This window comes from Sphingobacterium gobiense (assembly GCF_002980575.1).
Taxonomy (GTDB): Bacteria; Bacteroidota; Bacteroidia; order Sphingobacteriales; family Sphingobacteriaceae; genus Sphingobacterium; species Sphingobacterium gobiense.
Window position 1 is genome coordinate 37,141 of record NZ_PVBS01000004.1, and the last position, 23,453, is coordinate 60,593.

General features: G+C 42.8%; 17 protein-coding genes. 14 read left to right on the forward strand and 3 right to left on the reverse strand.

Annotated features, from left to right (window positions below):
* Window positions 1-8: 8 nt before the first annotated feature.
* The 3 genes from C5749_RS16480 to C5749_RS16490 all read right to left on the reverse strand — a co-directional run bounded on the left by C5749_RS16480 (window position 9) and on the right by C5749_RS16490 (window position 5,309).
* Entirely contained in the window at window positions 9-3,335 is a 3,327-nt protein-coding gene (locus C5749_RS16480; protein WP_245893827.1) for a TonB-dependent receptor, read from the reverse strand.
* 87 nt (window positions 3,336-3,422) lie between these two features.
* Window positions 3,423-4,646 (reverse strand): FecR family protein, encoded by a 1,224-nt coding sequence (locus C5749_RS16485; protein WP_105727336.1) that lies wholly within the window; start codon window positions 4,644-4,646, stop codon window positions 3,423-3,425.
* A gap of 87 nt (window positions 4,647-4,733) precedes the next feature.
* Window positions 4,734-5,309: an RNA polymerase sigma factor gene (locus C5749_RS16490; protein ID WP_105727337.1), complete on the reverse strand. Its 576-nt coding sequence runs from the start codon at window positions 5,307-5,309 to the stop codon at window positions 4,734-4,736.
* Between the two features lie 174 nt (window positions 5,310-5,483).
* Here C5749_RS16490 and C5749_RS16495 point away from each other — a divergent pair, with 174 nt between their 5' ends.
* From C5749_RS16495 to C5749_RS16550, 14 genes are all read left to right on the forward strand, one after another.
* The gene (locus tag C5749_RS16495; RefSeq protein WP_105727338.1) at window positions 5,484-7,373 is read left to right on the forward strand and encodes an acyltransferase family protein; all 1,890 of its coding nucleotides are present in this window, start codon (window positions 5,484-5,486) and stop codon (window positions 7,371-7,373) included.
* Between the two features lie 53 nt (window positions 7,374-7,426).
* Entirely contained in the window at window positions 7,427-7,603 is a 177-nt protein-coding gene (locus C5749_RS19680; RefSeq protein ID WP_181151494.1) for a hypothetical protein, read from the forward strand.
* 549 nt (window positions 7,604-8,152) lie between these two features.
* Window positions 8,153-9,139, forward strand: coding sequence for a hypothetical protein (locus C5749_RS16500; protein WP_105727339.1), 987 nt, complete (start codon window positions 8,153-8,155; stop codon window positions 9,137-9,139).
* 118 nt (window positions 9,140-9,257) lie between these two features.
* Window positions 9,258-10,364 (forward strand): hypothetical protein, encoded by a 1,107-nt coding sequence (locus C5749_RS16505; protein ID WP_105727340.1) that lies wholly within the window; start codon window positions 9,258-9,260, stop codon window positions 10,362-10,364.
* A complete protein-coding gene (locus C5749_RS16510) occupies window positions 10,321-11,124 on the forward strand; it encodes a LytR/AlgR family response regulator transcription factor (RefSeq protein WP_105727341.1) in 804 nt (267 codons plus the stop codon). Before C5749_RS16505 ends, C5749_RS16510 begins: the two co-directional genes overlap by 44 nt.
* A gap of 500 nt (window positions 11,125-11,624) precedes the next feature.
* Complete coding sequence (locus C5749_RS16515) at window positions 11,625-13,043, forward strand: exopolysaccharide biosynthesis polyprenyl glycosylphosphotransferase (RefSeq protein ID WP_146113773.1); 1,419 nt, start codon at window positions 11,625-11,627, stop codon at window positions 13,041-13,043.
* A gap of 53 nt (window positions 13,044-13,096) precedes the next feature.
* Window positions 13,097-13,834, forward strand: a complete 738-nt coding sequence (locus C5749_RS16520; protein WP_146113774.1) for a hypothetical protein — start codon at window positions 13,097-13,099, stop codon at window positions 13,832-13,834.
* A gap of 24 nt (window positions 13,835-13,858) precedes the next feature.
* Window positions 13,859-15,478: a hypothetical protein gene (locus C5749_RS16525; RefSeq protein ID WP_105727344.1), complete on the forward strand. Its 1,620-nt coding sequence runs from the start codon at window positions 13,859-13,861 to the stop codon at window positions 15,476-15,478.
* Window positions 15,479-15,512: 34 nt separating this feature from the next.
* A complete protein-coding gene (locus C5749_RS16530) occupies window positions 15,513-16,358 on the forward strand; it encodes a tyrosine-protein phosphatase (protein ID WP_181151495.1) in 846 nt (281 codons plus the stop codon).
* A gap of 65 nt (window positions 16,359-16,423) precedes the next feature.
* Entirely contained in the window at window positions 16,424-17,218 is a 795-nt protein-coding gene (locus C5749_RS16535) for a polysaccharide biosynthesis/export family protein (RefSeq protein WP_105727530.1), read from the forward strand.
* 15 nt (window positions 17,219-17,233) lie between these two features.
* Complete coding sequence (locus tag C5749_RS16540; RefSeq protein WP_105727346.1) at window positions 17,234-19,594, forward strand: GumC family protein; 2,361 nt, start codon at window positions 17,234-17,236, stop codon at window positions 19,592-19,594.
* 338 nt (window positions 19,595-19,932) lie between these two features.
* Window positions 19,933-20,433, forward strand: coding sequence for an LbetaH domain-containing protein (locus C5749_RS19550; protein ID WP_146113776.1), 501 nt, complete (start codon window positions 19,933-19,935; stop codon window positions 20,431-20,433).
* A 454-nt stretch (window positions 20,434-20,887) separates the two neighbouring features.
* A complete protein-coding gene (locus C5749_RS16545) occupies window positions 20,888-22,126 on the forward strand; it encodes an MATE family efflux transporter (RefSeq protein WP_146113777.1) in 1,239 nt (412 codons plus the stop codon).
* Complete coding sequence (locus C5749_RS16550; RefSeq protein ID WP_105727348.1) at window positions 22,123-23,343, forward strand: polysaccharide pyruvyl transferase family protein; 1,221 nt, start codon at window positions 22,123-22,125, stop codon at window positions 23,341-23,343. Before C5749_RS16545 ends, C5749_RS16550 begins: the two co-directional genes overlap by 4 nt.
* Window positions 23,344-23,453: the final 110 nt, after the last annotated feature.

Below are 23,453 nucleotides of genomic sequence, written 5' to 3' on the forward strand. Positions count from 1 at the left end.
ATTGCCAATTATTTAAGATTTAAATTGAGACCTACTATAAACGTTTTCACTTGCGGATAATAGCCGCCCGTATTACCTACCGGCACTTCAGGGTCATATCCATAGAAGAAATCCGTTTTTGTAAATAAGTTATCGCCAGACACGTAGAGCCTTAGCTTGCTTACCCGCATCTTCTCCATCCATGGCGTCGGAAACGTATAGCCCAACTGTACGTTTTTCAGCCTTAAATAGGACGCATCCTCGATCCATTTGGACGACATGCGCGTGTTATGCGTCCGTAAGTATACAAAACGTGGATACGAGGCATCGGTGTTATCCGGCGTCCAGCGATCCAAATGCACTTCTTGCGGCATCGCGCTGTTGTTAATGAAGGGATGTCTGGCAGAACCCGCCAAGTACCCATCAGCTTTTCCAACACCCTGCAAGAAGAAACTGAAATCGAATCCTTTATACGCGAGGTCGCCTCGGAATCCGTAGGTATATCGGGGTATATCACTTCCAAGAATATGTCTGTCGTTTTGTACGGTGATTTCCGTTGCGTTAGGATCGCTAGGTTTGTATATTAAATCACCAGGCGCAACAAGGTCACCCCGTTGGTAAGGGAATTTTGGAATATACTCTCCATTAACGATATCGAAATCCGATTCTTGTGCAATGCGGTCAGCTATAAAACCATAGAATGCTCCTATGGGGTGGCCCACTAAGCGTACTTGGTCATTAAGCACTTCGCTGCGGTCTTCTAGATGCGTGACTTTGTTTCTTACGTCCGATAGGTTGAAGTTGGCTCCATAGCGCACTTCGCCAATATTGTCCTGCCAACCTAGAACGACTTCCCAACCTTTATTTTGTATTGAACCTAAGTTATATGCAGGATAGTTCGTTCCTACACCGATTACATCAGGAAGAAGTCGTGCTAATAAAATATCGTTGGTATTGTTAATAAAGTAATCAGCAGTTACATTTAATCTATTGGATAGAAATGCGAGATCGAGACCAATATTTGTTTTCTCCGCGGACTCCCAGGTCACCTGCGGGTTCGGGATGTAGCTCTGCCGGAATCCTACGCGTTCCTGGTCGCCGATAGGATTGTTAGATGTCACGCCAGAAGGTGCCAAGGTTAGCAAATAAGGGAAATCGCGCACGGAGTTGTTGTTCGGGTCCATCACCTTGTCGTTACCCTGGGTACCATAAGAGAACCGTACCTTACCCAAATTCCAGAATCCCTTTAAATCCTCAAAGAAATCCTCCTCACTAAATACCCAACCGGCCGAAAAGGAACCAAACCAATTCCAGCGAACGTCTGGATGGAATCTCGACGAACCATCGTAGCGGAAGTTACCTTCTAACAGGTATTTGCTGTTGTAGTCATAATTCACACGACCAAAGAAAGACATGAGCGCGTTTTGATTACTTGAACTACCATTCAGCTGGTTCTCCGTTCCGATTTCCAAAGAAGGTAAGTCCTGCGAAGCCAAGCGCTGTCTGGACCCCCAGAAATCATTTCCTACCGTCTCTTCCAACGAGTACCCCAACAATCCTGTTATGTTATGATTGTCTAGAATCGTCTTGTTGTAATGGGCTGTTGCGATAAACGTCTGGTACGTCTGGGCGTAATGGTCCATCCGCATACTATTCGGGTAGTTCGTGCGGTAGATCAATTCATTATCGTCTGGGCTGAAATAGTGGATGGTTTTGAGTAATTTATTCCGCTTGGAATTGTACTTTACCAAACCATATTGCCCCCTTAGATCCAGGCCCTCAAAAAGGTTGATCGTTGCTGCGATATTGGCGGTAATCTCTTGCGATGTAAAGCTATCTGTCCCACCATCTTGTGCCCAAGCCACCGGATTACTCTGCCCACCATGATAACCCCAGCTACCATTGGTAAAACGTACAGGAACTAGCGGTCGGATAGATATCGCGGCTGAAAGCGGACTCGTTCCTGAGGCCGATCCATCATACCCACGATCCACATATCCCAAGTTACCATCTAATTTAATGCGGTCAAAAACTTCCGTGTTTAACCGTAAGCGTGCGTTGTGTCTTCCCGCTTTGAAATTGTCGCCAACGACGAGTCCACCTTCACCTAAATAACCATACGACGCATAATAACTTGTTTTGTCATGGCCTCCCTGTAGGCTCAGGTTATAATTTTGTTGCGGAGCACTCTTGCGGTATACTTCATCAATCCAGTCGGTATTTGCGAAATAGTTTGGGTCCGATCCATTACGTGCAATTTCAATCTGCTCCTCCGTATAGGTGGGATTTTGCCCGGCGTTAATATTTGCTTCGTTCTGCAGCATCATGTAGTCGGGCGAACCCAAGAACTTCGGTAGTGCAGTGGGCGTCTGCCAACCAACGTAACTGCTCATACTCAACGTTGGGCTGCCGGACGTACCTTTTTTGGTCGTCACCAAAATAACCCCATTTGCGCCCCTTACCCCATAAATAGAAGAGGAGGCCGCGTCTTTCAGTACCGAGATGCTCTCGATATCGTCCGGATTCAGGATATTCATATTACCACCGGGCACGCCGTCGATAACAATCAACGGTTCGGCATCGCCCCAAGTACCCACGCCGCGAATACGAATCTTAGGCGCTTGTGCACCGGGGGCGGTATTTTCTCCTCTCACTGTCAACCCCGGTATCTGCCCTTGTAATCCGCGTCCCACATTGGTAATCGGCCTGCTTTCCAAATCTTCGCCCGAAATCGAGCCCACAGCGCCCGTCAAATTTATTTTTTTCTGCGTACCATAGCCTACCACGACTACTTCATCCAAATCACCGGCAGTAGCATTAAGTGTAATGGATAGCTGTGTTTGCCCATCGTATATCAGTTCGCCCGGTGAATGGCCGATATAGGAAACTACCAAAACATCCCCCTTCTCTACGCCCGTTAATTGAAATGCTCCATTTACGTCCGTTTGTGTCTGCAAGGTTTTTCCCCGAACCACCACGGTAGCACCAATCAAGGCCTCTCCCAGGTCGTTGACTACAGTACCCGCTACCTGTTGCTGTATGGCGGGAGCAGCTACAGCGGAAACTTTCTTTAGTACAATATTTTTACCGACGATATTGTATACGATATTCGTCCCCTCCAATATCTCGTTCAATGCTTTGGTAAGTGGTACATTTTTCAGTTGAACCTGGTCTATTGATATCCCCTTTATTTCGGACTCGCGATATACAAAATAATAGTCGACTTGGTTTTCCAGATTTTTGAGCACATTACCTAGTGGGGTATGGTTTGTCTTTAAGGTAATATTTTGCTGGCCGTAACTACTCGCCGTAGCGGTAGAAAGCGTAAAAAGCAATAGCATAGCTACTAGTTTCATCACTTTTTTAAAATACATCATTTTTTAGATCTAGCGTTTTTCGTTTTTAACTTGTCTTTCATAATGTGGTTATTCCTCAATTGGCAATTACATTTTAATTGTTTTTTCATAGGCATGTTCTTTTTGTATCATGATCAATTTATTATCTTTTAACTTCGATTCTATTCCTAAATAGTGTAGCATTTTCATGACTTCAGAAAGCTTGACGTCTCTGGTTATTTTTCCCGTAATCCGTTGGACGGCCAAACCTTCGGCCAACTGCACCTGGATATTATACCAGCGGCCTAACTGTCGGCCCACATCGGCGAGTGTCGCGTTCTCGAACAAAAACAAACCATTTTTCCAAGCGATGATATCCGCGATATGCCCGTGTTGAGATACCGAGATCCGCTGAGAGGCTGATGCAACACCTACTTCATTGGGTTTAAGGACAACACGATCCGAGCTCGTTTTCATTGCCAAGCTGCCTTCAACCAGTGCCGTTTGCATCAATTTATCTTCTGGGTAGGCACGTACATTGAACTTGGTGCCCAACACTTCGATCTCGCCCGAGGTACTTTTTACCGTAAACCGCTTACCGTCCAATTTTGCGACCTCGAAGTATACTTCTCCCATTACCGTTACCTCGCGATCTTTTACGCCCAAGTTAGATAGGAAAGTAATGCGTGAATCGGCGTTGAGCCACACTTTCGTACCATCGGGCAGTTTCATACTGATCTGTCCGCCTTTGGGTGTTTGTACGAAGTGTTGTGTTCCAAGGTCTTCGACCTGTGCTGGTTCATAAGAGAGCAAACCGTTGTTGTTTACCAGCTTTACGTCACCCATCCGGATACTGTCTCCAGCTTTGATGTCGTGCAGGGACAACGTTTCTCCTCCTTCTAGTGTAAGAATTGCCTCTTCTTGCGCAGGATTCACGTCTTGTTCCATTTTCTGTGAAGTGATGGATACAGCCTCTTCGGGAAGCGACACCTCTCGGTTGAAATGGATCCAACCAAACGTTAACAGGATTCCCACGGCACAGGCTGCTAGCGCATAAGCTGTCATGACCTTCCCCTTCGTTTTTCGAGGCGTGATCGGAACCTGCGTTATAATATCCCGAAGCACAGCATCGGCCTCTTCGTCCGAAAATAAAGGATCGGTATTATCTTGTGATAGTGGTGTATTGTTCCAGAGAAGGTCAAAAGCCGCCTTGATGTCGTCTTCGTCGCTCTCTTCCAATAGGGTGTGGAGTAGCGATAACTCCGCTGTTGAGATATCACCATCCAAATATTTCTGTAGAAAATACGAGATACGATGTATGTTGTTGTCCATGTCGGCGCTAACTTTATCTATAAAGATGCCGGACTATGTAAAAAAGGGGGTATGCGATCTAACTTTTTGTATAAATTAAAGACCGGCTTAGCTAATAAAAAAAGAGAGAAATAAAGAAATTACCACGTCTTTATGTCTTTTGATGTACGATTGGATAGATTGGTTGGCCAACTGTAGATATTTCTTGACAGTTTCTTTGGAAATATTTAGTTCGTCGGCGATCTCCGCATATTTTTTGCGGCTGTGCCGGCTCAGCAAGTAGACTTTTTGTTGTTGCGGAGGCAGATCGTCGATAGCACGATCTAGCAGCTCATATACCGCGTTCGGATGCTCGTCTGGGACAAAACGCATGTAGGTCTGCTCTTCTTTCCAAACTTCGATTTTTCCTTGTTCCCGGATACGCGCACGGATAGAAGCTAAGCAGCTGTTTTTGGTTGCGATGAAGAGATAAGCATCAAAATCGACGATGGTCAAAAATACATTATGCTTCTTCCACAGGCTTAAGAACACATCCTGCACAATTTCCCTTGTCTGTTCCCGGTCCTTTAATATACGAAAAGCATGTTTCGCAACGGTATCTTGATACTGATAATAGAACCTAGCGAAAGCCCTTTCATCGCCCCTCGCTATTTGCCGTCGAAAATCATCTTCGCTTATTTTCATGTTCTCCTACCGATTGCAAGCTACAAAATTAAGAAATCCAACATAGTCTAACCCCCTTTGGTCTATTAACTTTATATGAACAAATAAAACAGCAATAGTTTTTTCTGCTATTTACAATAAAATCCCATATTTGTAATTTGTAATGAAATAAACTTACCCATAACAACCCGCGAAATGCCTGCCAGAAAAATAGATTTCCGATACGATATAGCGTTTTTGCGTGCGATTGCTATCGTATCTGTTGTTTTATTTCATTTGGGTCTGCCTTACTTTAATGATGGCTATATGGGCGTCGATATATTCTTTGTGCTATCTGGCTACCTCATGACCAAGATGATTTTAGGACGGATGGATCAAGGTACCTTCCGTTTGGTCGACTTCTATCAACGCAGGTTGGCGCGTATACTGCCCGCACTACTGGTACTGATTATTTTCTTTTATGTCCTCTTATATCTTGTATTAGGCGCAAAACTGTACGACTTTAGTCGATTTGCGCTGTCCAGTAGCCTCTTCGTTTCCAATATTTATTATTACCTGTCTTCCGGCTATTTTCAGCCCGCCTCTCAGTTAAATTTCTTGCTCCATACCTGGTCACTATCAATCGAATTGCAATTTTACGTTCTATATCCGTTAGTATTGATGGGGCTTAGACGGTTGACGCGTAATCGTTCCCAGTACGATAGCTATTTACTTTATGTGCTAGGGGCATTGTCGGTATGTTGTATGTTGTACTACGCCCCAAGAAACCAGTCATTTACCTTTTATATGTTCCATACCCGGGCATGGGAGTTATTGGTCGGAGGAATTGTGTTCTTGCACGAAAAATCTTTTCGACAGCTGCTTACACCGCGTATACGGAATACGATAGCGATATCATGTATAGTAATCTTACTGCTGTCGGTCAGCGGTCTCTTGGGGATGCGGTCATCCGGTTGGCCCTCCGTTTTCACCCTGATCCCTGTCGTTGCGACAGGATTACTTATTTTAGTACAAAGTGACTTCAAATTATACCGATTGTCGGCAGTAAGATTTATTGCCGCCATTTCCTATTCCTGGTATTTGTGGCATTGGCCACTGATCGTGTTGGGGACTTATTTCTCCCTTTCACGGCAATGGTACTATCTTTTAGCAGTTTTCGTACTGTCCTTTGTATTAGGATCCCTATCTTACCGCTTTGTTGAAATACGCAGCTTTTTGCGGGCACCTAAATGGTTATTGGCTACAGCACTCCTCGTTATCACGACCACCATCCTCGGGACACAATTTCCCCTTCACAAACTGTTCGCAAATCCACAGGAGGCCAACCTTATTGCCTTTCATCATCACTACCCGAGGGAGCGCGCCGCAGCGCAATTCGGTTTTGGGGGAGCTCATTTGCTATCGCGTGCTAAATTTGAAGACTTCGATACGACACAGCTGTTTCAGTTTTCCGAAACCCAGCCAAACTATCTCCTGTTAGGCGATTGCCATGCCGGGATGTTTGCCCATACCTTACAACGGCTGGCAAACGAAAATAACGTCAATCTGTTACAGGCAACGGGCGACGATGTATTTCCTGCCCCCCATGTAAAACCTATTTTTGCCGGGCCCACGTCCCTGATGCATTATATCTATCAGGACTATCTGCCGCAGCATTACAATAGGATAGATAAAGTTATTCTGTCCGCCAATTACGCTGGCTACAAAAAAAGTGAGGTCGACGACTATCTCGATTCCATAGAAACGTATTTTGCAGAAAAAAATATCCCGGTGATCTATATCGGACAAACGGAAAGCTATACAGTGGAGTATCCCGTCATAGAAACACTGCATCTCAAATTCGGGATCGATCCACAAAACTATCTACAAACCTACCGGACCAGCGCCAACAATTATCTCAAGACATCGGAAATCGCCGAAAAATATATAGATGTGTACCGCTCCCCCTCGCTAAAAAGTACAAATGGCGCCGAAAGCTACATGTACGATGCCGACCATTTCTCCATCTTTGGTACCGAGCAATATAGGTCCATTTTGAGCGAAAAAATATTCCTAAGCAAATCTCACCAAGATACCGACGGCTGATAATGCGCAAAACTTTTTTGATTGGTTGCGTGTTTAACAATAAAAGAAAAGTTATGAAAAAATTTTCGCAGATTTTATTATTATCGTCTAGTATATTATTGTTAAACAGTTGTGGAATAGTAGAAGGAATTTTCAAAGCCGGGATGTGGTCAGGCTTCTTGATCGTCGGGCTGGTCATTGCTCTTATTATCTGGATTTTAGTTAAAATAACAGGCGGCCGAAAACGTTAAATAGTAATGAAACGGTACTGGGGGTGTAATCAACCCCCTTCCTAGTATAATGAAACCATATTAACTCCTCAAAACGTATGTTCATAGGTGCGCCAGCACCTATCGGTGATTTTTTTTGCCTCCTTCAAAATAATATAACAATTTCACTTCGTGATCACATTGTTCCGGTGGCCAACGGACGAAAGTGACCTATCTAGGAACGGTAGGTACTAATGGTTAAAGTTAAACCCGGATCCGCAGAGGGGAAGAAGAGAGGGAACTTTTTTAGCGTTTGCGGGTTGTGCGGACTCCGGGTTTATCAAAAAAAATGGAGCAACTAATTTATGAACTTCAAACGGCTACATCCGTGGCCATCCAATCGCTGGACACAAGCGAAAGCTTCTGTTTATTTATCCAAACAGAAAGCTCAGAGAAATGCAAGCTTTTTTATATCTAGCAACTTAAGATAGTTTCATGGTTGGTGAGAGCGTTGTGGGGAGAAATCTATCAGACTTCCCACACGCTCTATATGGTGGCCGTAGGAACCCGTACATTATTAATACTATTTCAATGAAAGCCAAAAAGCAAACAAAGACGAATGCGCTTATTCCGCAGGCAGACACCACAGAGGCTATTGCCTGGAATGAAAGCGTAAAACTAGCAGCGATGTTGCTGCATTGGAATATAGCAGATGGTAGTTTCGATTTGATCCGTTTGATGCACATGCATCAAGTATGGTCGGCGCAGCGCATTTTGAAACAGGACGATCAATTATTAGCGCAATTACTAGACCAATGGCCAATAGCAGATACAGCACCTCGTATATGGGCCTGTTTTCACATCGGACCTTATGCACTGATCAGTCGCGCATTAATTAAAAAAGGGATAGGTATCGCCGTACTATTAAAAGACGACGTTTACGAAGAACAGCATCAGGTGTATGTAAAACATTTTAGATCGTATTTTGGACACGATCCTCGGTCCTCTGAGCTACAATTTATCCGTTCGGGGAGCAAGGCCAGCTTAATACAGCTCAAGCGCTGTTTGGCGGATGGGTTACATGTCGTTTGTTTTGTGGATGGCCAAGAGGGAGGTACATCCGTTAAAAGCCGTGCAACCATTCAACTGTATAATACCGAAATAGATGTACGGCTTGGTGTAGCGATGCTCAGCCACTGGACAAAAGTGCCGGTACGACCACTTGTACTTACTGTGCAAGGGGAAGAGCTCCATGTTAGAAGTCCTGCGGACTATAAGGTAGAAGCCTATGAAGACTATACATCGTTGTTGCAGAACTGCTATAATATTATTGCTACCCTCACACCGCAGGAACTCGTACAGTGGGATGTAGTTCCAACATTATTTGATACATTGATGCCAGGCCGCCCCACGGAAGAAAGTAAGGCCACTCTATTTAAAAATGCGTTATGGATACCGATTTTCGTACGTGGTCAGCATATATTGGTCGATCTCCGTTCGGGAGTAGGGGTATCGATCTCCCGGTCAGAACATCAGCTGATATACGGGTATATACAAGAAATTATGGCTAGTTTTTAGGGAAATCTATTCTTTTTATCGCCCGAAAATCTTATCTTTAAGTGTTTTTATATATACTTAGTAACCAATTGGGCGTGAATGCCGCTTCGTGATCTCTCCCAAAATGTCGGAGATATCTATGTCGAATAAAGACCTGCTTAAACCGTTTTCTGTTACTTTTCACTGTCTAATATGGAGCATCTACCTGGCCTGGCTAATTTGGGGTAATGTGGCGAGGTTTGGCCTAAGCCATCTATTTGTTGTGATCGCCGTAGTTCCGCTCCTGCTTGGCTTAGTTTACCTGCATCGTTATTGGTTGCGAAAACTAGTTGTTGCCAGGAAAGGACGAAAGAAAATCCTCTTCTGGTCTTGTCTGGTCATCATTGCTTTGGGAGGTCTTATTTACACTTTCCTCTACAAGTATCGACTCGGCATAAGTAAAATGCTGTTGCCAAACCCGGAGGAACAGCAGTTTCGCGACTATGTGCTAGACTATATCGACTTTTACTTGCGATTTGCTAGTATAGGCTTTGTGCTGGGAGGCACGGAAATGTTCGTAAACCTTTTGCGTGAAAGGGGTAAGACATTTCGGCAAAAACGATATGATATGGCAGCTAAACAAAAAAGCAAACGGCTGAAGCGCTGGATTACCCATTTTGCAGGCAACATCACAAATGGTACTGTGTATTCTATGAAAAAACAGGTACACCCACAGCAGGTGTCAGCTTCCGTAGCGATTAACGGGTATATCGTCCGTTTGCTGGCAAGAGAAAATATGTTTTGGGTTTCTTTGCAAGAAGAACTGTATTATCTCCAGCGATTTAGAGAGATGTTCAGCATATTTCCTATCCAGTTTAAGATTCCTAGCGAGACATATCAACATCAGGTAATGCCGCTATCCCTATTGGTTCTATATAAAAATATCTGCAAACATGGTGCTTTTGACACGGATGCACCCGCTGCGAGCTTTTGTGTTGTGGCGTCTCCAGATAGGCTAGTGGTCACCACTCGAAACACGATATCCTCCGACGCGATGTGGGTATACAACGAAGGAGGTACAGGCCTGGAGCAACTAAGGGGGCTTTTATTGGAAAACCACGGCGACAACATGAAATTTGAGTATGGTATGGAAGGGAACCGCTTCTGGCTGCGGTTAGAAATTGTATACAACACAGAATTATATAACCAAATGATAAACAATTATGGAAAAAAAACAGCATGTGTTACGAGCGATGGTAGTCGATGACGATATACAGGCATTGCAGTACATGGCAGAACTTATCAACCTGACCGACGGCATAGAACTGGTCGTCAAGACAACGAATCCACGAAAGGCATTAGCCAAGCTACGCACTATTCCCATTGACGTACTTTTTCTAGATATCGAAATGCCGATCATAAGTGGTTTACAGTTTATGGCACAATTGAAGCTCCTCCGAGAAACTAATCCATCCATTTCCCGTATGCAGATAGTCGTATGTAGCGCTTACGAACATTTTGCCGTCAAAACATACGACTATAAGGTAGCGGACTACCTCATAAAGCCCATTTTCTTCGATCGGTATATAGAAGCGATAAATGAAGTGAAGAGGCGGATACTTCCGTTGAGCCTGAATGTGCTCTCGTCCGATAACAGATGCTTTCTGATACATAGCGAACGTGGAAAGATCGTGCATCGGGTGGTGTTTTCCGATATCATTTATTTGGAAGCAAGAGAGCAGAAATCAAGATTATGGATAAGCGATACCAAATACTATGATGTCCATATGATCTTGAAAAATGTACTGCTTCTGCTACCTAAATCTCAGTTTGTCAAGATACACCGAAGCTATGCAATCTCCATCAGCCATTTCGATGCAAAAGTAGGGCGGGAGGTTGGCCTAAAAGACCTAAGCAGACGACTTCCGTTGGGAGAAAGCGGCACTTATCCACTTTTCGAAAGCTGGCTAGCCGAAAATGCGATAAATGGGAAGTTGGTGGCGGAAATCAAGAATAACGAATATTAGAAAGGAAAACTAAAATTGTGTAATTTGACGGTTATTAGCGTATAGTGCTGATTATAAAATCATCTGTAAAAAAGAGATAGGTTTCAAATTAATATAAAATTAATCTGAGATCTATTTCTTTTTTACAAAAAATAATTACATTTGTGGACTACAATCTACAATCTACGTTCTTGAGGGGTAGTTTTACTACTCAAAACAAACAGTTTTTGATTATTAATCGAATAAATTGTGAAAAAACTGTTTGTGCTTAGGATGAAAAACAAAAGTATTAACTTAAACAAATTAAAAAAGAAGAAATTTAATCGGTAATTAGCCAGTCGCGGTACGACCCATGCGTTTGTCGTAATCAAATTTTTGGAGGTGGTGTTAAAAACGCTACAGGGAATTTTATTGCATTATGTTATCGTTTTAGGATAATGATTGGTCTTACATGTATTTATTGAATCTTTTTAGTTTAATATAGTTCTTTTAAATTTTTTATATAAACATGTAATTTAAAAATGATGTACAGATATGTTCAAAATCGCGTTTTAGCGTACCTAAAAATACTACTCGTTTTGACGGACGCCATATGCTTGAATATATGTTTTGTCTTGACGTTTTCCGTATTGACTGCCAATGGGCTCGTGAGTCCGCAGGAGGTACAGTCTACCAATTATTATTCACTATGGACACTATTTAACCTCGTCGCTATCGTTTCCGCACTATATCTACGGCTTTATGCGAACGTCACGATTGAACGGCTAGAAAACGTGTTCCGGCAGACATTGCGCACGACATTACTGCTGTTGGCAGTGTTTGCCGGCTGTGCCTTAATCGGGCACAGGTTTATAGGTTTCTTCTACTTCTTGATAGGAATCACGGCGATGATATTGCTATATGCAGCGTCGTCTAGATTTGCCCTCACCTATGTGTATACCGTGCTATCGAAGCGTTTTAGATGGAGTAAAACCGTGGCGTTAATCGGCCATCATGAATACTTAGCCTCCGTGGAGGAAAGCTTCGGACAAAATCATGCGTTCTATCATGTCAATACCATTAAATATTTTGATGAAGTGGAACAACAGAGTAAAGCAGAGAAAGTTGCCCAATTTCGCCGTTATTTCGAAGAGGTCTCGAAGCTTGGTATTCACGATGTATTTCTTATCAATTCCCCGGATATCTCGGATTGTAGCCGAGAACTTATTATGGCGGCAGACTATCAATGCGTACAGTTGAATTTTGTAACTACAGCTGCGAGTATACCTTATCGCGGAACGGGCAGCACTGCACTGCCGATGGAACTTCCCGTATTGCGGTCGCACGAAGAGTCCTTGTCCACCATGGAAAACCGAATAAAAAAGCGCATCGTTGATATCTTTATTTCGAGTATGGTTATCGTCTTTATATTAAGTTGGTTAGTTCCTGTTATTGGTTTACTTATCAAAATTCAAAGCCCTGGTCCGATTTTTTTTAAACAGCCACGATCAGGGAGGAACAATCAAACATTTGGGTGTTATAAATTCCGAAGTATGGTAGTAAACGGCGATTCGGACAAAGCCCAAGCGAGCAAAGAAGACAAACGCATTACACCCATCGGTAAGTTTTTACGTAAAACCAATTTAGATGAATTTCCACAGTTTATCAATGTGTTTCTGGGGCAAATGAGCGTGGTCGGGCCACGTCCCCATATGTTATCACACACCGAACATTATAGCAAACTGATCCAACACTATATGGTACGACACTTTGTAAAACCGGGTATCACAGGCTGGGCACAGGTAAACGGTTATCGCGGCGAGACAAAAGACCCCGGACTGATGGCCAAGCGGGTAGAGTATGATCTGGAATACATGAGCAACTGGTCCGCCATGCTCGATTTTAAGATCGTCTGCATGACCGCACTGAACATGCTACGTGGTGAAAAGAATGCGTATTAATAACAACGATTTAACAAGCAAAATAAATAATACAAACAGAACAAATAAAAATTATGAAGAACAGGTTTTTCAAACATGTTATGATGCTCGTCAGCTTCTTAACGTTGGGCGTGTATGCACAGGCGCGCGATACCGAGCAGCGCGACAGTGTCCCTGCGTCCGCTTATTCCAATGGCTATCCCTATCCATTTGCTTTAGGTGTTCACTTAGGGACCACCGGTGTAGGATTACACCTTTACCAGCCGCTCGGGACGAAGTTCGGATTGCGGGTCGGTGCCAGTTATATGCCCTTCAATACGCATATTGCAGGTACCTACAATAATTATGCGACCCGTAGCAACGTAAAAGCAAAATCGGGCAATGTATCGCTTGCTTTTGGCTGGACGCCTTTTGTGCAGCAGGGCGGATTTTTTCGAAGTTTCAATATTCAATTGGGCGGAGCGTACTTCTTCCAGCTCGATGGAGAGCTGAGCACGCGTTTGCGCGATCCATACAAGTTTGGCGAAATTGACGTACATCCCGATCACGTAGGAACGATCACGACCCAAGTTGAGTGGAAAAAGACAGTCAATCCCTACGCCGGTGTCGGCTGGAGCAACATTGTGATCGATAGCCGCTTCTCCATGCATATCGACTTAGGCTGCTACTACCTTTCCAAGCCTAGTGTATCCATGGAAGCAACAGGGCTCCTAGAAGAGAATGTCAACAATGCAGCTATTATCGAACGTAACATGAAGAACTATCGCTATCTGCCGCGTGTAGAATTCGGTTTCAGTTATCGGTTTTGGTAGGGTAATAAGTAAAACATAATCAAGATGAAAAGATTTAGAAAAATAGCAATATATACGTTGGCTGCGGCGCTTTTAGGCGTCTCCTCCTGTGAAAGCCCATTAAAAGATTTCAACCTACAGATCAGTACGGAAGTTATTGAACACTACGTTACGCTACGGGTCGTGGATACCGACGGACAGAACGTCAATGGCGTTTCGGTGGCACTTGTATCGGGTGATACACAGGATATCTATAACATGGATGGATACAAAGATTTCAAGCTGACCGATAACCTTATTACGTTAGGCGTTGATCCGAAACGTACACCAACTGCGAATAACCCTATTCGGTTTCGCGTGCAGTTTACGGCAAGCGGTTACAACACCCAAACTGTACCGGTAGCGATTACCGATGCCTCAGCAGGTATACAGACCGTTGTCCTTACCCAACCTAGCGAGGTGCCCGATGGCGCAGAGCAAGTCGTAGAGAACGTTGAACTCGGTACCGATGGGTCCACAACGGCCGAAACAACGGTAGAACTACCGTCTGCCAGTGGAGCGGGCGATATGACGTTGACTATCCCAAGCGGTACACAATTTAGAGACGAAAACGGAACGGTCATTACAGGTACGAATGTGCAGATCGTGGTCACCAGTATCGATGCCGATAATGAAGAGGCCGTGGTACTTTTACCCGGAGGCGATTTACGTAGTGACGAGGTCGTGCTTGAGGACGGCAGTACAACTGCCGGAACATTCAGTCCTGCCGCTGTGGCCGATATCAAAATGTTGGTTAACGGTATACATGTAAGACAGTTTAGCCAGCCTTTGGTAGTAAGCATGCCGGTTCCGGCAAACTATGTGAGCCCGATCACCGGACAACCACTCGCTGCCGGAACCGCGTTTCAGATCTTTAGTAACAGCGGTGATGGTGTTTGGCGCTTTGAGCAAAACAGTACGGTTACCGGTTCTGCTGCTGCCGGCTTCCGCGTGAGTTTCGCGATAGACCACTTAACATTCTTCATGGCAGCCGAATTTTCAGCGGTCTGTGTAGTCGCGCGGGTAATCAACTTCTCGGGCGATTGGATGAGCAACGGCACTACGGCACCGATCCTGGTAGAAGCTCTATGGGGCGGAAAAGTGATCTTCACCGGCGACTATTCCATCAATACGACAAACAACAGCATCAGCTTGATGAACCTTCCACTTACCGGCGTGACAATCGTCGTACGCAACGCAGCCGGTAATATATTGGAACAAGGCCCGCTAGCCGCCTGTGGTGAAGTCACATCTATGCGGCTGCCGAACCCTGGTGATGCCACCGCCACAACCTCCACATTACAATTGTATGTGCGTTGTCCGGGACAGACGACGGTCATCACCCTATTGCCCACATTCCAAATGTTCTACCGCGAATCCGGCACCACCGAATTCAAGTACCTAGGTTCGGTAGACAATGGCTTCTTACGCACAAGCATGCTTAAAACGGATGGCACCAAATACGATTTCAAGGCCATTTGGGGCGAGCGTATGAAAATCGTGAACGACCATACGGTGAATGAAGACAATACGGCTACGGTAGGCATACAGCCAGGTGACATCATCGGTACAAAAGCCGGTGCGACTAACTTGGCCATATTGACCGAAGAATGTAATAAACTATAAAAGCAAAGATGTTGAAGAGCTCAAGTGTAAGCTTGTGATTGTAGGGAAATACTCCGGCCGGGCGAGCTGGCCGGGTATTTCTATTTTTCACAAACAAACCGAAAGCATCCTAATACATCGCATAGAAACAATCATGTGGACTATCTTTAATCGAAAGCGTCAATACCCCGATTTGCAATGGATGCAGGTGGATATACACTCGCATATCCTTCCCGGCATTGATGATGGTTGTGAGAACGCTGCAGAGAGCGTCGCACTGTTGCAGCGCTTGGAGGCACTCGGTTTAGCGAAGTTCTATTTTACACCACATATCTTTCAGGATGTGTACCCCAATACAGCAGAGACCATTGCTGATGCATTTCATCGCCTGCACCAAGAAGAAGTGGGGCAATTAGCAGCCGGATATGCAGCCGAGTATATGGTGGATACGGCCTTTGATCAGCAATTAGCAAAGGAGCCGCGGCATTTACTTTGCTTACCTGGCGGGCATGTATTGATCGAGATGTCGTATATGGAGGAGAGCAAACTGATTGAAAAAGTAGCGTTCGACCTCCAGATGGAAGGTTATATTCCGATTCTGGCGCATCCAGAGCGGTATATCTATTATCACCGGGATCACAAAAAAATTGAACGCTTTCAAGATATCGGTTGCCTGTTGCAGCTCAACCTGCTATCACTAATGGGTTACTATGGACGCAACGAACGTCGAGTGGCGAAATACCTTTTGGAACAAGGGATGATTGATCTTGTCGGTACCGATGTGCATCATGAACGGCACGTACGCGCTTTAGAGGTTGGCACACAGCGGGAGGATATCCGCGCTTACTTTAAACATTGCGAGATAATGAATGAAGAACTTTTTAGTGGAGTAACCACTTAAAAAATGAACACCATAACAACACAACTACAATCTACAATCAACAAGTTTAAACAATGAAAAAATTAATGAAAAGACCAATCTTTTCGCGATGGGGATTCGTCCCACTCGTATTATTGCTGCTGATCAGTAGCTGTTCGGTCAAGAAAATTGTTTATTTCAATGATCTACCGGCCGATACCACCCGTATCCTCAAACAAGCCGCCGCTTTTACCGAGCCGGTTATTCAATCGGATGATATACTAAGTATTACGATCCAGACTTTAGATCCTACAACAGCTGCGGTAGCCAACCAAGCGGTGGCTGTACAAGCCGTAGGTGCCAGCTCAGCAACGAACGTAGGAAGTCAGGTAGTTTCCGGCTTTTTAGTCGACAAGGATGGTTATGTTCATATGGCACTAATTGGTAAAGTAGAAGTGAAAGGTTTAACGACCTATCAAGCCCGGGAACGCATCACTTCGTTAGCCAGCCAATATTATAAAGATCCTACCGTACAGGTGCGTTTCGCGAACTTTAAAGTAACAGTATTGGGCGAAGTGACCCGCCCGGCCACCTATACGGTACCTAATGAGAAAGTAACCGTGTTTGATGCCCTGGGTTTAGCTGGTGATATGACTATCTACGGTAAGCGGGAGAACGTGCTGCTCGTGCGGGATCAAGGAAAGGAGAAAGAATTGGTACGGCTAAATTTGAATGATAGCGACGTATTCCAATCTCCCTATTTCTACCTACGACAAAATGATGTGATCTATGTAGAGCCGGGTAAGGCAAAGGCAGCGGCTAACAATGCCGCAAGAACACAGACTTTTGCCATAGTGGGATCTATTCTGTCGGTATTAATTGTGGCATTGACCCGTTTATAGATACTATTATAATTTATGAGTAAGAAAAATATAGATTGGGAGGACGAATTTGATTTCGAAGAAAAGAAATCAGACAACAAAGATCTACTACGTTTTGTGGGGCGTGTCCTGTCAAATTGGTATTGGTTTGTGCTGTGCGGCATATTAGGCCTGGCCTTCGCGTTTTTGTATCTGCGGTACACGATTCCTGTATACAAAATTCACGCGAAATTGTTGGTGTCGGATGACAAGAAAGGAGGGGGGATGTTATCGTCTTCCGCTCTGGGAGATTTATCCGGGTTGATGGGAGCAAAGAACTCTGTGGACAATGAAGTGGAGGTGCTCCGAACCGCTGATCTGATGCGGGAGATGGTCCTATCCGAGAAGGCGTATATTGGTTATTTTAATAAAGGTACGGTACATAGTGTCCCCGTGGTAGAAGCACCTTTTCATGTGGAATTGTTAACGAATCCGGATTCTATTGAAAGGGCTTTTACCTTGCAGGTGGAGCCGGCCGACGAGGAGACGATCGTGTTATCCAATGCGGATACGTTATTTCATGCCCGGAGGGATGAGCCATTTGCATTGCGGGGAGTTGGTTTGTTAAAAATCACAACGGGGCGTGTCTCATTCCTAGCTGATTATGGTTTTCGTGTTGCACCTGTGCGGACGGTAGCTGCCACTTTCAACAACCGCCTTTCAGTGGAAGTAACCAATAAGAACGTATCTACAATCGATTTGATTTTTGAATACACGTCACAGAAGCGCGGCGAGCAATTGCTCACGACCTTGATCGATAAATATGTGGAGGGGAACCTGCACGACAAGAATGTTATTGCCGACTCCACGTTAGCATTTATAAGTGCACGATTACGGAAGATTACGGAAGAATTAGCGGGTGTAGAGGACCGGATTTCCGGATACAAGAAAAATGCGCAATTAGCTGATATCTCGGAGCAGAGTAAGATTTTGTTACAAAATTCAGCCGATTTTACGCGGAACTTAGCTGAAGTAGAAACCCAATTAGCCGCCCTGGACGCGATCAGTATTTATCTACGGGATAATACGAATCTCCGGGTTGTACCGTCGGCCGTCATACAGCAGGATGTCGGGTTCAACGCCTTAATTCAACGTTACAACGAACTGGTGCTACAAAGAGAACGGCTCCTGTTGGCCAATACCGAAGATAATCCACTTGTTCAGAACATTACAGCACAGATTGCCGGTGTACGACAGGATATGATCGCGAATGTAGCTTCTACGCGCCGCCAGCTGGAACTTGCCAAGCAGGGGCAACAGCAGCTGGCAAACAGTGTTTCCTCGCAAATCAATCAAGTCCCGACGATCGAACGTGGGTATATCGACTTGGCACGTTTGCAACAAATTAAGCAGGCACAATATATCTTCTTACAGGAAAAATGGGAAGAAACCGCTATAGGTCGCACAGCAAATGTATCCAACTCTAAGGTTATCGATTCACCAAAGGCGGAGAAAGAACCATTTTCCCCGAAACGAAAGGTAATTTACGTACTGGGGTTGGTACTCGGATTGGTTTTCCCGATAGTAGTATTGTATCTGCGTGATCTGTTAAATGTTCGGGTGCAGGGCATGGAGGATGTGGAACGCTTGAATCTGCTGCCGATTCTTGGTGTGATTGCCCACTCAGACGAAAGTGACCAGGTGGTCGTCACGAAAACGTCCCGTTCGCCTATCGCGGAGCAATTCCGTGCTATGCGTACAAATTTAGAGTTCGCCCTCAACGGTGGCAAGAGGATTCTATTTACCTCCTCCATGTCGGGTGAAGGAAAATCATACGTCGCACTGAATCTCGCGATATCCTTAGCTTTGCTGGACAAAAAAGTGTTGTTGATGGAATTGGATTTGCGAAAGCCTTCGGTGACGACAAAATTGGGGCTTCCGGCAGGAAAAGGTTTTTCCCATTATGTGGTGCGCTCAGAAATGCAAGTAGGAGAAATTATTATGCCTTCGGGTGTCCATGAAAATGTCGATTTAATACAGGCAGGAGCGATTCCTCCTAACCCTGCCGAGCTGTTGATTCACCCGCGGGCTAAAGAACTCATGGAAACACTATCGCAATGCTATGATTATATTTTGATGGATGCGCCACCAGTAGGAATGGTTACAGATGCACAGCTTTTGTCTCGCTATGTGGATTGTTGTCTCTATTTAGTGCGTCAAGGGTATACGTATAAAGAACAAATCCGAATTCCAAATGACTTAGTTGCAACAAATAAAATAAAACCGATTCAATTAGTCGTTAATGACGTTCAGGCGAAGGGTGGCTACTATAGTAATTATGGTTATGGATACGGTTATGGATACGGCTATGGGGATTATGGAGAAGTAAATAAAAAGAGGAAATGGTGGCAATTTTGAGTAAATGACATAAAGACAAGCGAAATTTCATTCGCATTTAGCTGTGCCGAATTCGATATTCTAACTTGTGTGACGGTGTTGTGAGGGCTCGGTAAGGAGAATAGATTCTATCAGAGAGACTCGTTGGTTTTATCTTGAACGAAGGAAGTAAAAAAGAGTAAATATGATTGTTGTAAAAGAAATATGGAAAAGGAGAAGGGGGTCCAGATCGATACTTTATACAATATATTTTAACTTTCGATATTTGTCTGTAAATCAGGTATGGAATCTTCCCGACGTACTCTACAAACCCAAATTTTAAAATTAAAAGGATAATTATTGATTCAGAAAACATAAGAATGGGCATTATTCAATTGGGCTTTCCGACAGTATTAATATATCCCAGCCAAGGAATTATTTTTGAAAATCCTGGCGGTGTTTGTCGTTTTAAAGGTAGATGTTGTATAGGTAATTCTTCTGCGGTCTCTATCGGAGAGAATGGGGTGTTGACCTTTGGAAAGGAATTCAGTGCTTCCGCTACTCTTAAACTAGTCTGTTATCATTACACTTCATTTGGAGACAACGTGCGAGTAAGGTGGGAGAATCTTTTTTCAGATACTGATTTTCATACTTTATCTCGGTTGAATGGAAAATCAACAAAAGGTTATAGATCAATCAGGATCGGAAATAATAATTGGTTTGGCTGTAAGAGCACTATTTTAAAAAATACATATACTCCAAATTATTGCGTAATAGCAAGCAACTCTCTACTAAATAATAATTACAGTTATTCCAATCCCATTTTAATAGGAGGAAATCCTTGTGCTAAGATCGTTGAGGGACTTTATAGAGACTATTAAATGATAAAATTAATTATGAGGACTATAAAACGGAGGACATTTAAAGCGGAAATATCGATAGCAGTCTGGAACGGTTTCATCCCAAACAATCCTGTTTTTATTTATCTATTCGTTTTAGCAAACTTTCTCCAGAGTCGAGCAATTCCGTTAATTCATTTTTCAAATGAGCGATAATACCAGTGCCTCCAAGCGGGTAATCAAGAATACTTTGTTTATGTATACACGAACATTCGTAATAATGTTCATTTCGTTGTACACGTCCAGACTTATATTGCAAAATTTAGGGGTCTCCGACTATGGTGTGTATAGTTTGGTAGCTGGTTTCGTTACGATGTTTTCGGTTATTAGTTCAACCTTAACTGGCTCAACTCAACGGTTTATAAATTTTGAACTGGGGAAGCGAGAATATAAAAATCTACAGGGTGTCTTCTCTTGTTCCCTTTTAATTCATTATATGCTAGCAGGAGCAGCTTTCTTTTTGCTTGAAACGGTAGGTTTATGGTTTATGAACTATAGACTAAATATCCCTTTGGAAAGAATGTTTGCTGCGAATGTCGTATTTCAATTTTCAGTATTAAGCTTTATTGTGAATATTATTAGCATTCCGTATAATGCGCTAATAATTGCTTCTGAAAAAATGAATATAATTGCCTATGTCGGTGTTTTGGAAGCCTCTTTGAAAATTCTTCTCATATTTTTATTGGGTTTCGCTAATAGCGATAGATTGGTGTTGTTTGCAGTATTAATGTTTATAGTGGCTCTCATTGTTCGGATAATTTTTCAGGTCTACTCTCGAAGAACATTTAAAGAGCTTGAATTTAAAGCTGTTTTTGATAAACAACAAATAAAAGTAATGTTGGGATTTGCGGGTTGGAATTTTATTGGATCTGCATCAGGTGTACTTAAGGATCAGGGTATTAATGTTGTTCTCAATTTAATTTATGGTGTCACCATAAACGCGGCTCGAGGTATTGTTTTGCAAATTGAAAGTGCTGTTAATCAATTTGTTGTAGGGTTTACCACATCCTTTAACCCTCAAATCGTTAAATCTTATGCGAGTCGAGATTATAGCTATACATATACGCTTGTTTTTAATGGTTGTCGATTCGCGTTTTTTCTAATGTTAATTGTCGCGTTCCCAATTATTTTAAATGCAGAGTGGGTATTAAATATATGGCTTGTAAAAGTGCCCGATTATACATTAATTTTTACTCAACTGTCCCTGATATATTCACTCATTCTTAGTATATCGTATCCGTTGATCACATTGAATATGGCCACAGGCAAAATAAAGATATACCAGTTATTAGTCGGTGGGGCACATTTTCTGAATTTTCCAATATCATATTTTCTTTTGAATAGGGGTGGCGAACCTTATGTCATCTATATTGTAGCTATCATACTAAATATAGTTTGTTTAGTATTAAGAGTTGTAATATTGAAATTTAATATAGGATTATCGGTATATCACTTTTTCAAGCTAGTCTTACTCAATATAATGTTAGTGCTGTTGATTGCTGTCCCTATACCGGTTATTTTAAAATCGATTCTAACAAATACTCTCTTGAATGACCTTATTTTATTTATAACTACATTTTTGATATCTCTATCTGCAGTATTCATAGTCGGACTGAGCGCTTCCGAGAGAATATTTTTAATAAACATGGTAAAATTAAAGTTGAGAATAAAATGATGAATAACAAGTTGATAATTTTAGCACCAAATGACCGATATAATTATGGGGATCTATTATTTTCATATATAATCAAGTTCCACCTCGCTAAGTATTATGATGATGTAGTGGATGTTTCCACGATAGAAAATGACCTCACTGATGTTGGAGGAGACAAAGTAAAGGAGATTTCATACCTCTATAGTCTGGAGGACAATTCTCATAATGATATAATTGTTGCTGGCGGAGAGTCATTTTGCTCAAAGTGGCAAGTATGTGTATCCTATTTATCGCCAAATTATGGGAAATTTTTAAAAGTTGTCAGAAAGGGAATTTCAGGAATACTTAAGTTAAATAAGGTTTATAATTCTGTAGCTGATTATGTTGCTAAAGTTGTCATTGGGGGCAAGACGTTTTTTCCGTATACCATTGGTAAGCATGAAATTAATAATGTAAGGAATGTATTTTATAACTCCCTTGGTGGTAGCTTCATTAAGGAGAGCCATTTCCCCAAAAGAGTAGAAGATATATTAAAATCTATAGATTATCTATCGATAAGGGATCGCGGCACTCACGAGCTTGTCAAGGGTGCCGGTATTTCGAATTATCTTTATCCAGATTGTGCTATCCAAATGTCAGACCTATTTGACAAGGATTATCTCGAAAATTTGATTTCAGACAAAAACAAAGATTTTATTTCTTCTCAGGATAACGGCTACATTGTCTTTCAAATTAAGAAATCGCTAGGATTTGCAAACTATCGAGAGATAGTACACTTGCTTAGGCAAATTAAGAAAACATATAACAAAAAAATTTATTTATGTCCGGTTGGATTTGCTCTTGGTCATGAAGATCATATTGTTTTGGAGAAGATTTATAGAGACTTAGGAGATGAAGATATCGTATTCTATCAATCTGGAAATACTATTTGGGATATAATGTATGTTATTTCTTCATCGTCTCTGTACATTGGTACTAGCTTGCACGGTGCGATTACGGCGATGAGTTTTGATGTTCCATATTTAGGGATTATGGTTAATAAAACGATAAGGTATATTAAGGAATGGGGTATTAAAGATATGCGAACTACTTCTGAAAACTTACAGGTTTTGGAAATAATTGGCGATCTGTTGATGACACAAAAAGATGTTTTGAGTATTAATAGCCAGTGGCAAAAGAGTTTTGTCACGGAATCTTTCGGAAAGATGATCAAATTGATAAAACAATCGTCAAATTAGTAATTAGCATCTCTTTAGAGGCATATTTTGATCCTAGCAACCGATTTAATAGAACAGGTTCAATTATCTAAATACGAGTTTGGCAAAAAAATAGATTTAGTGGGGAAATG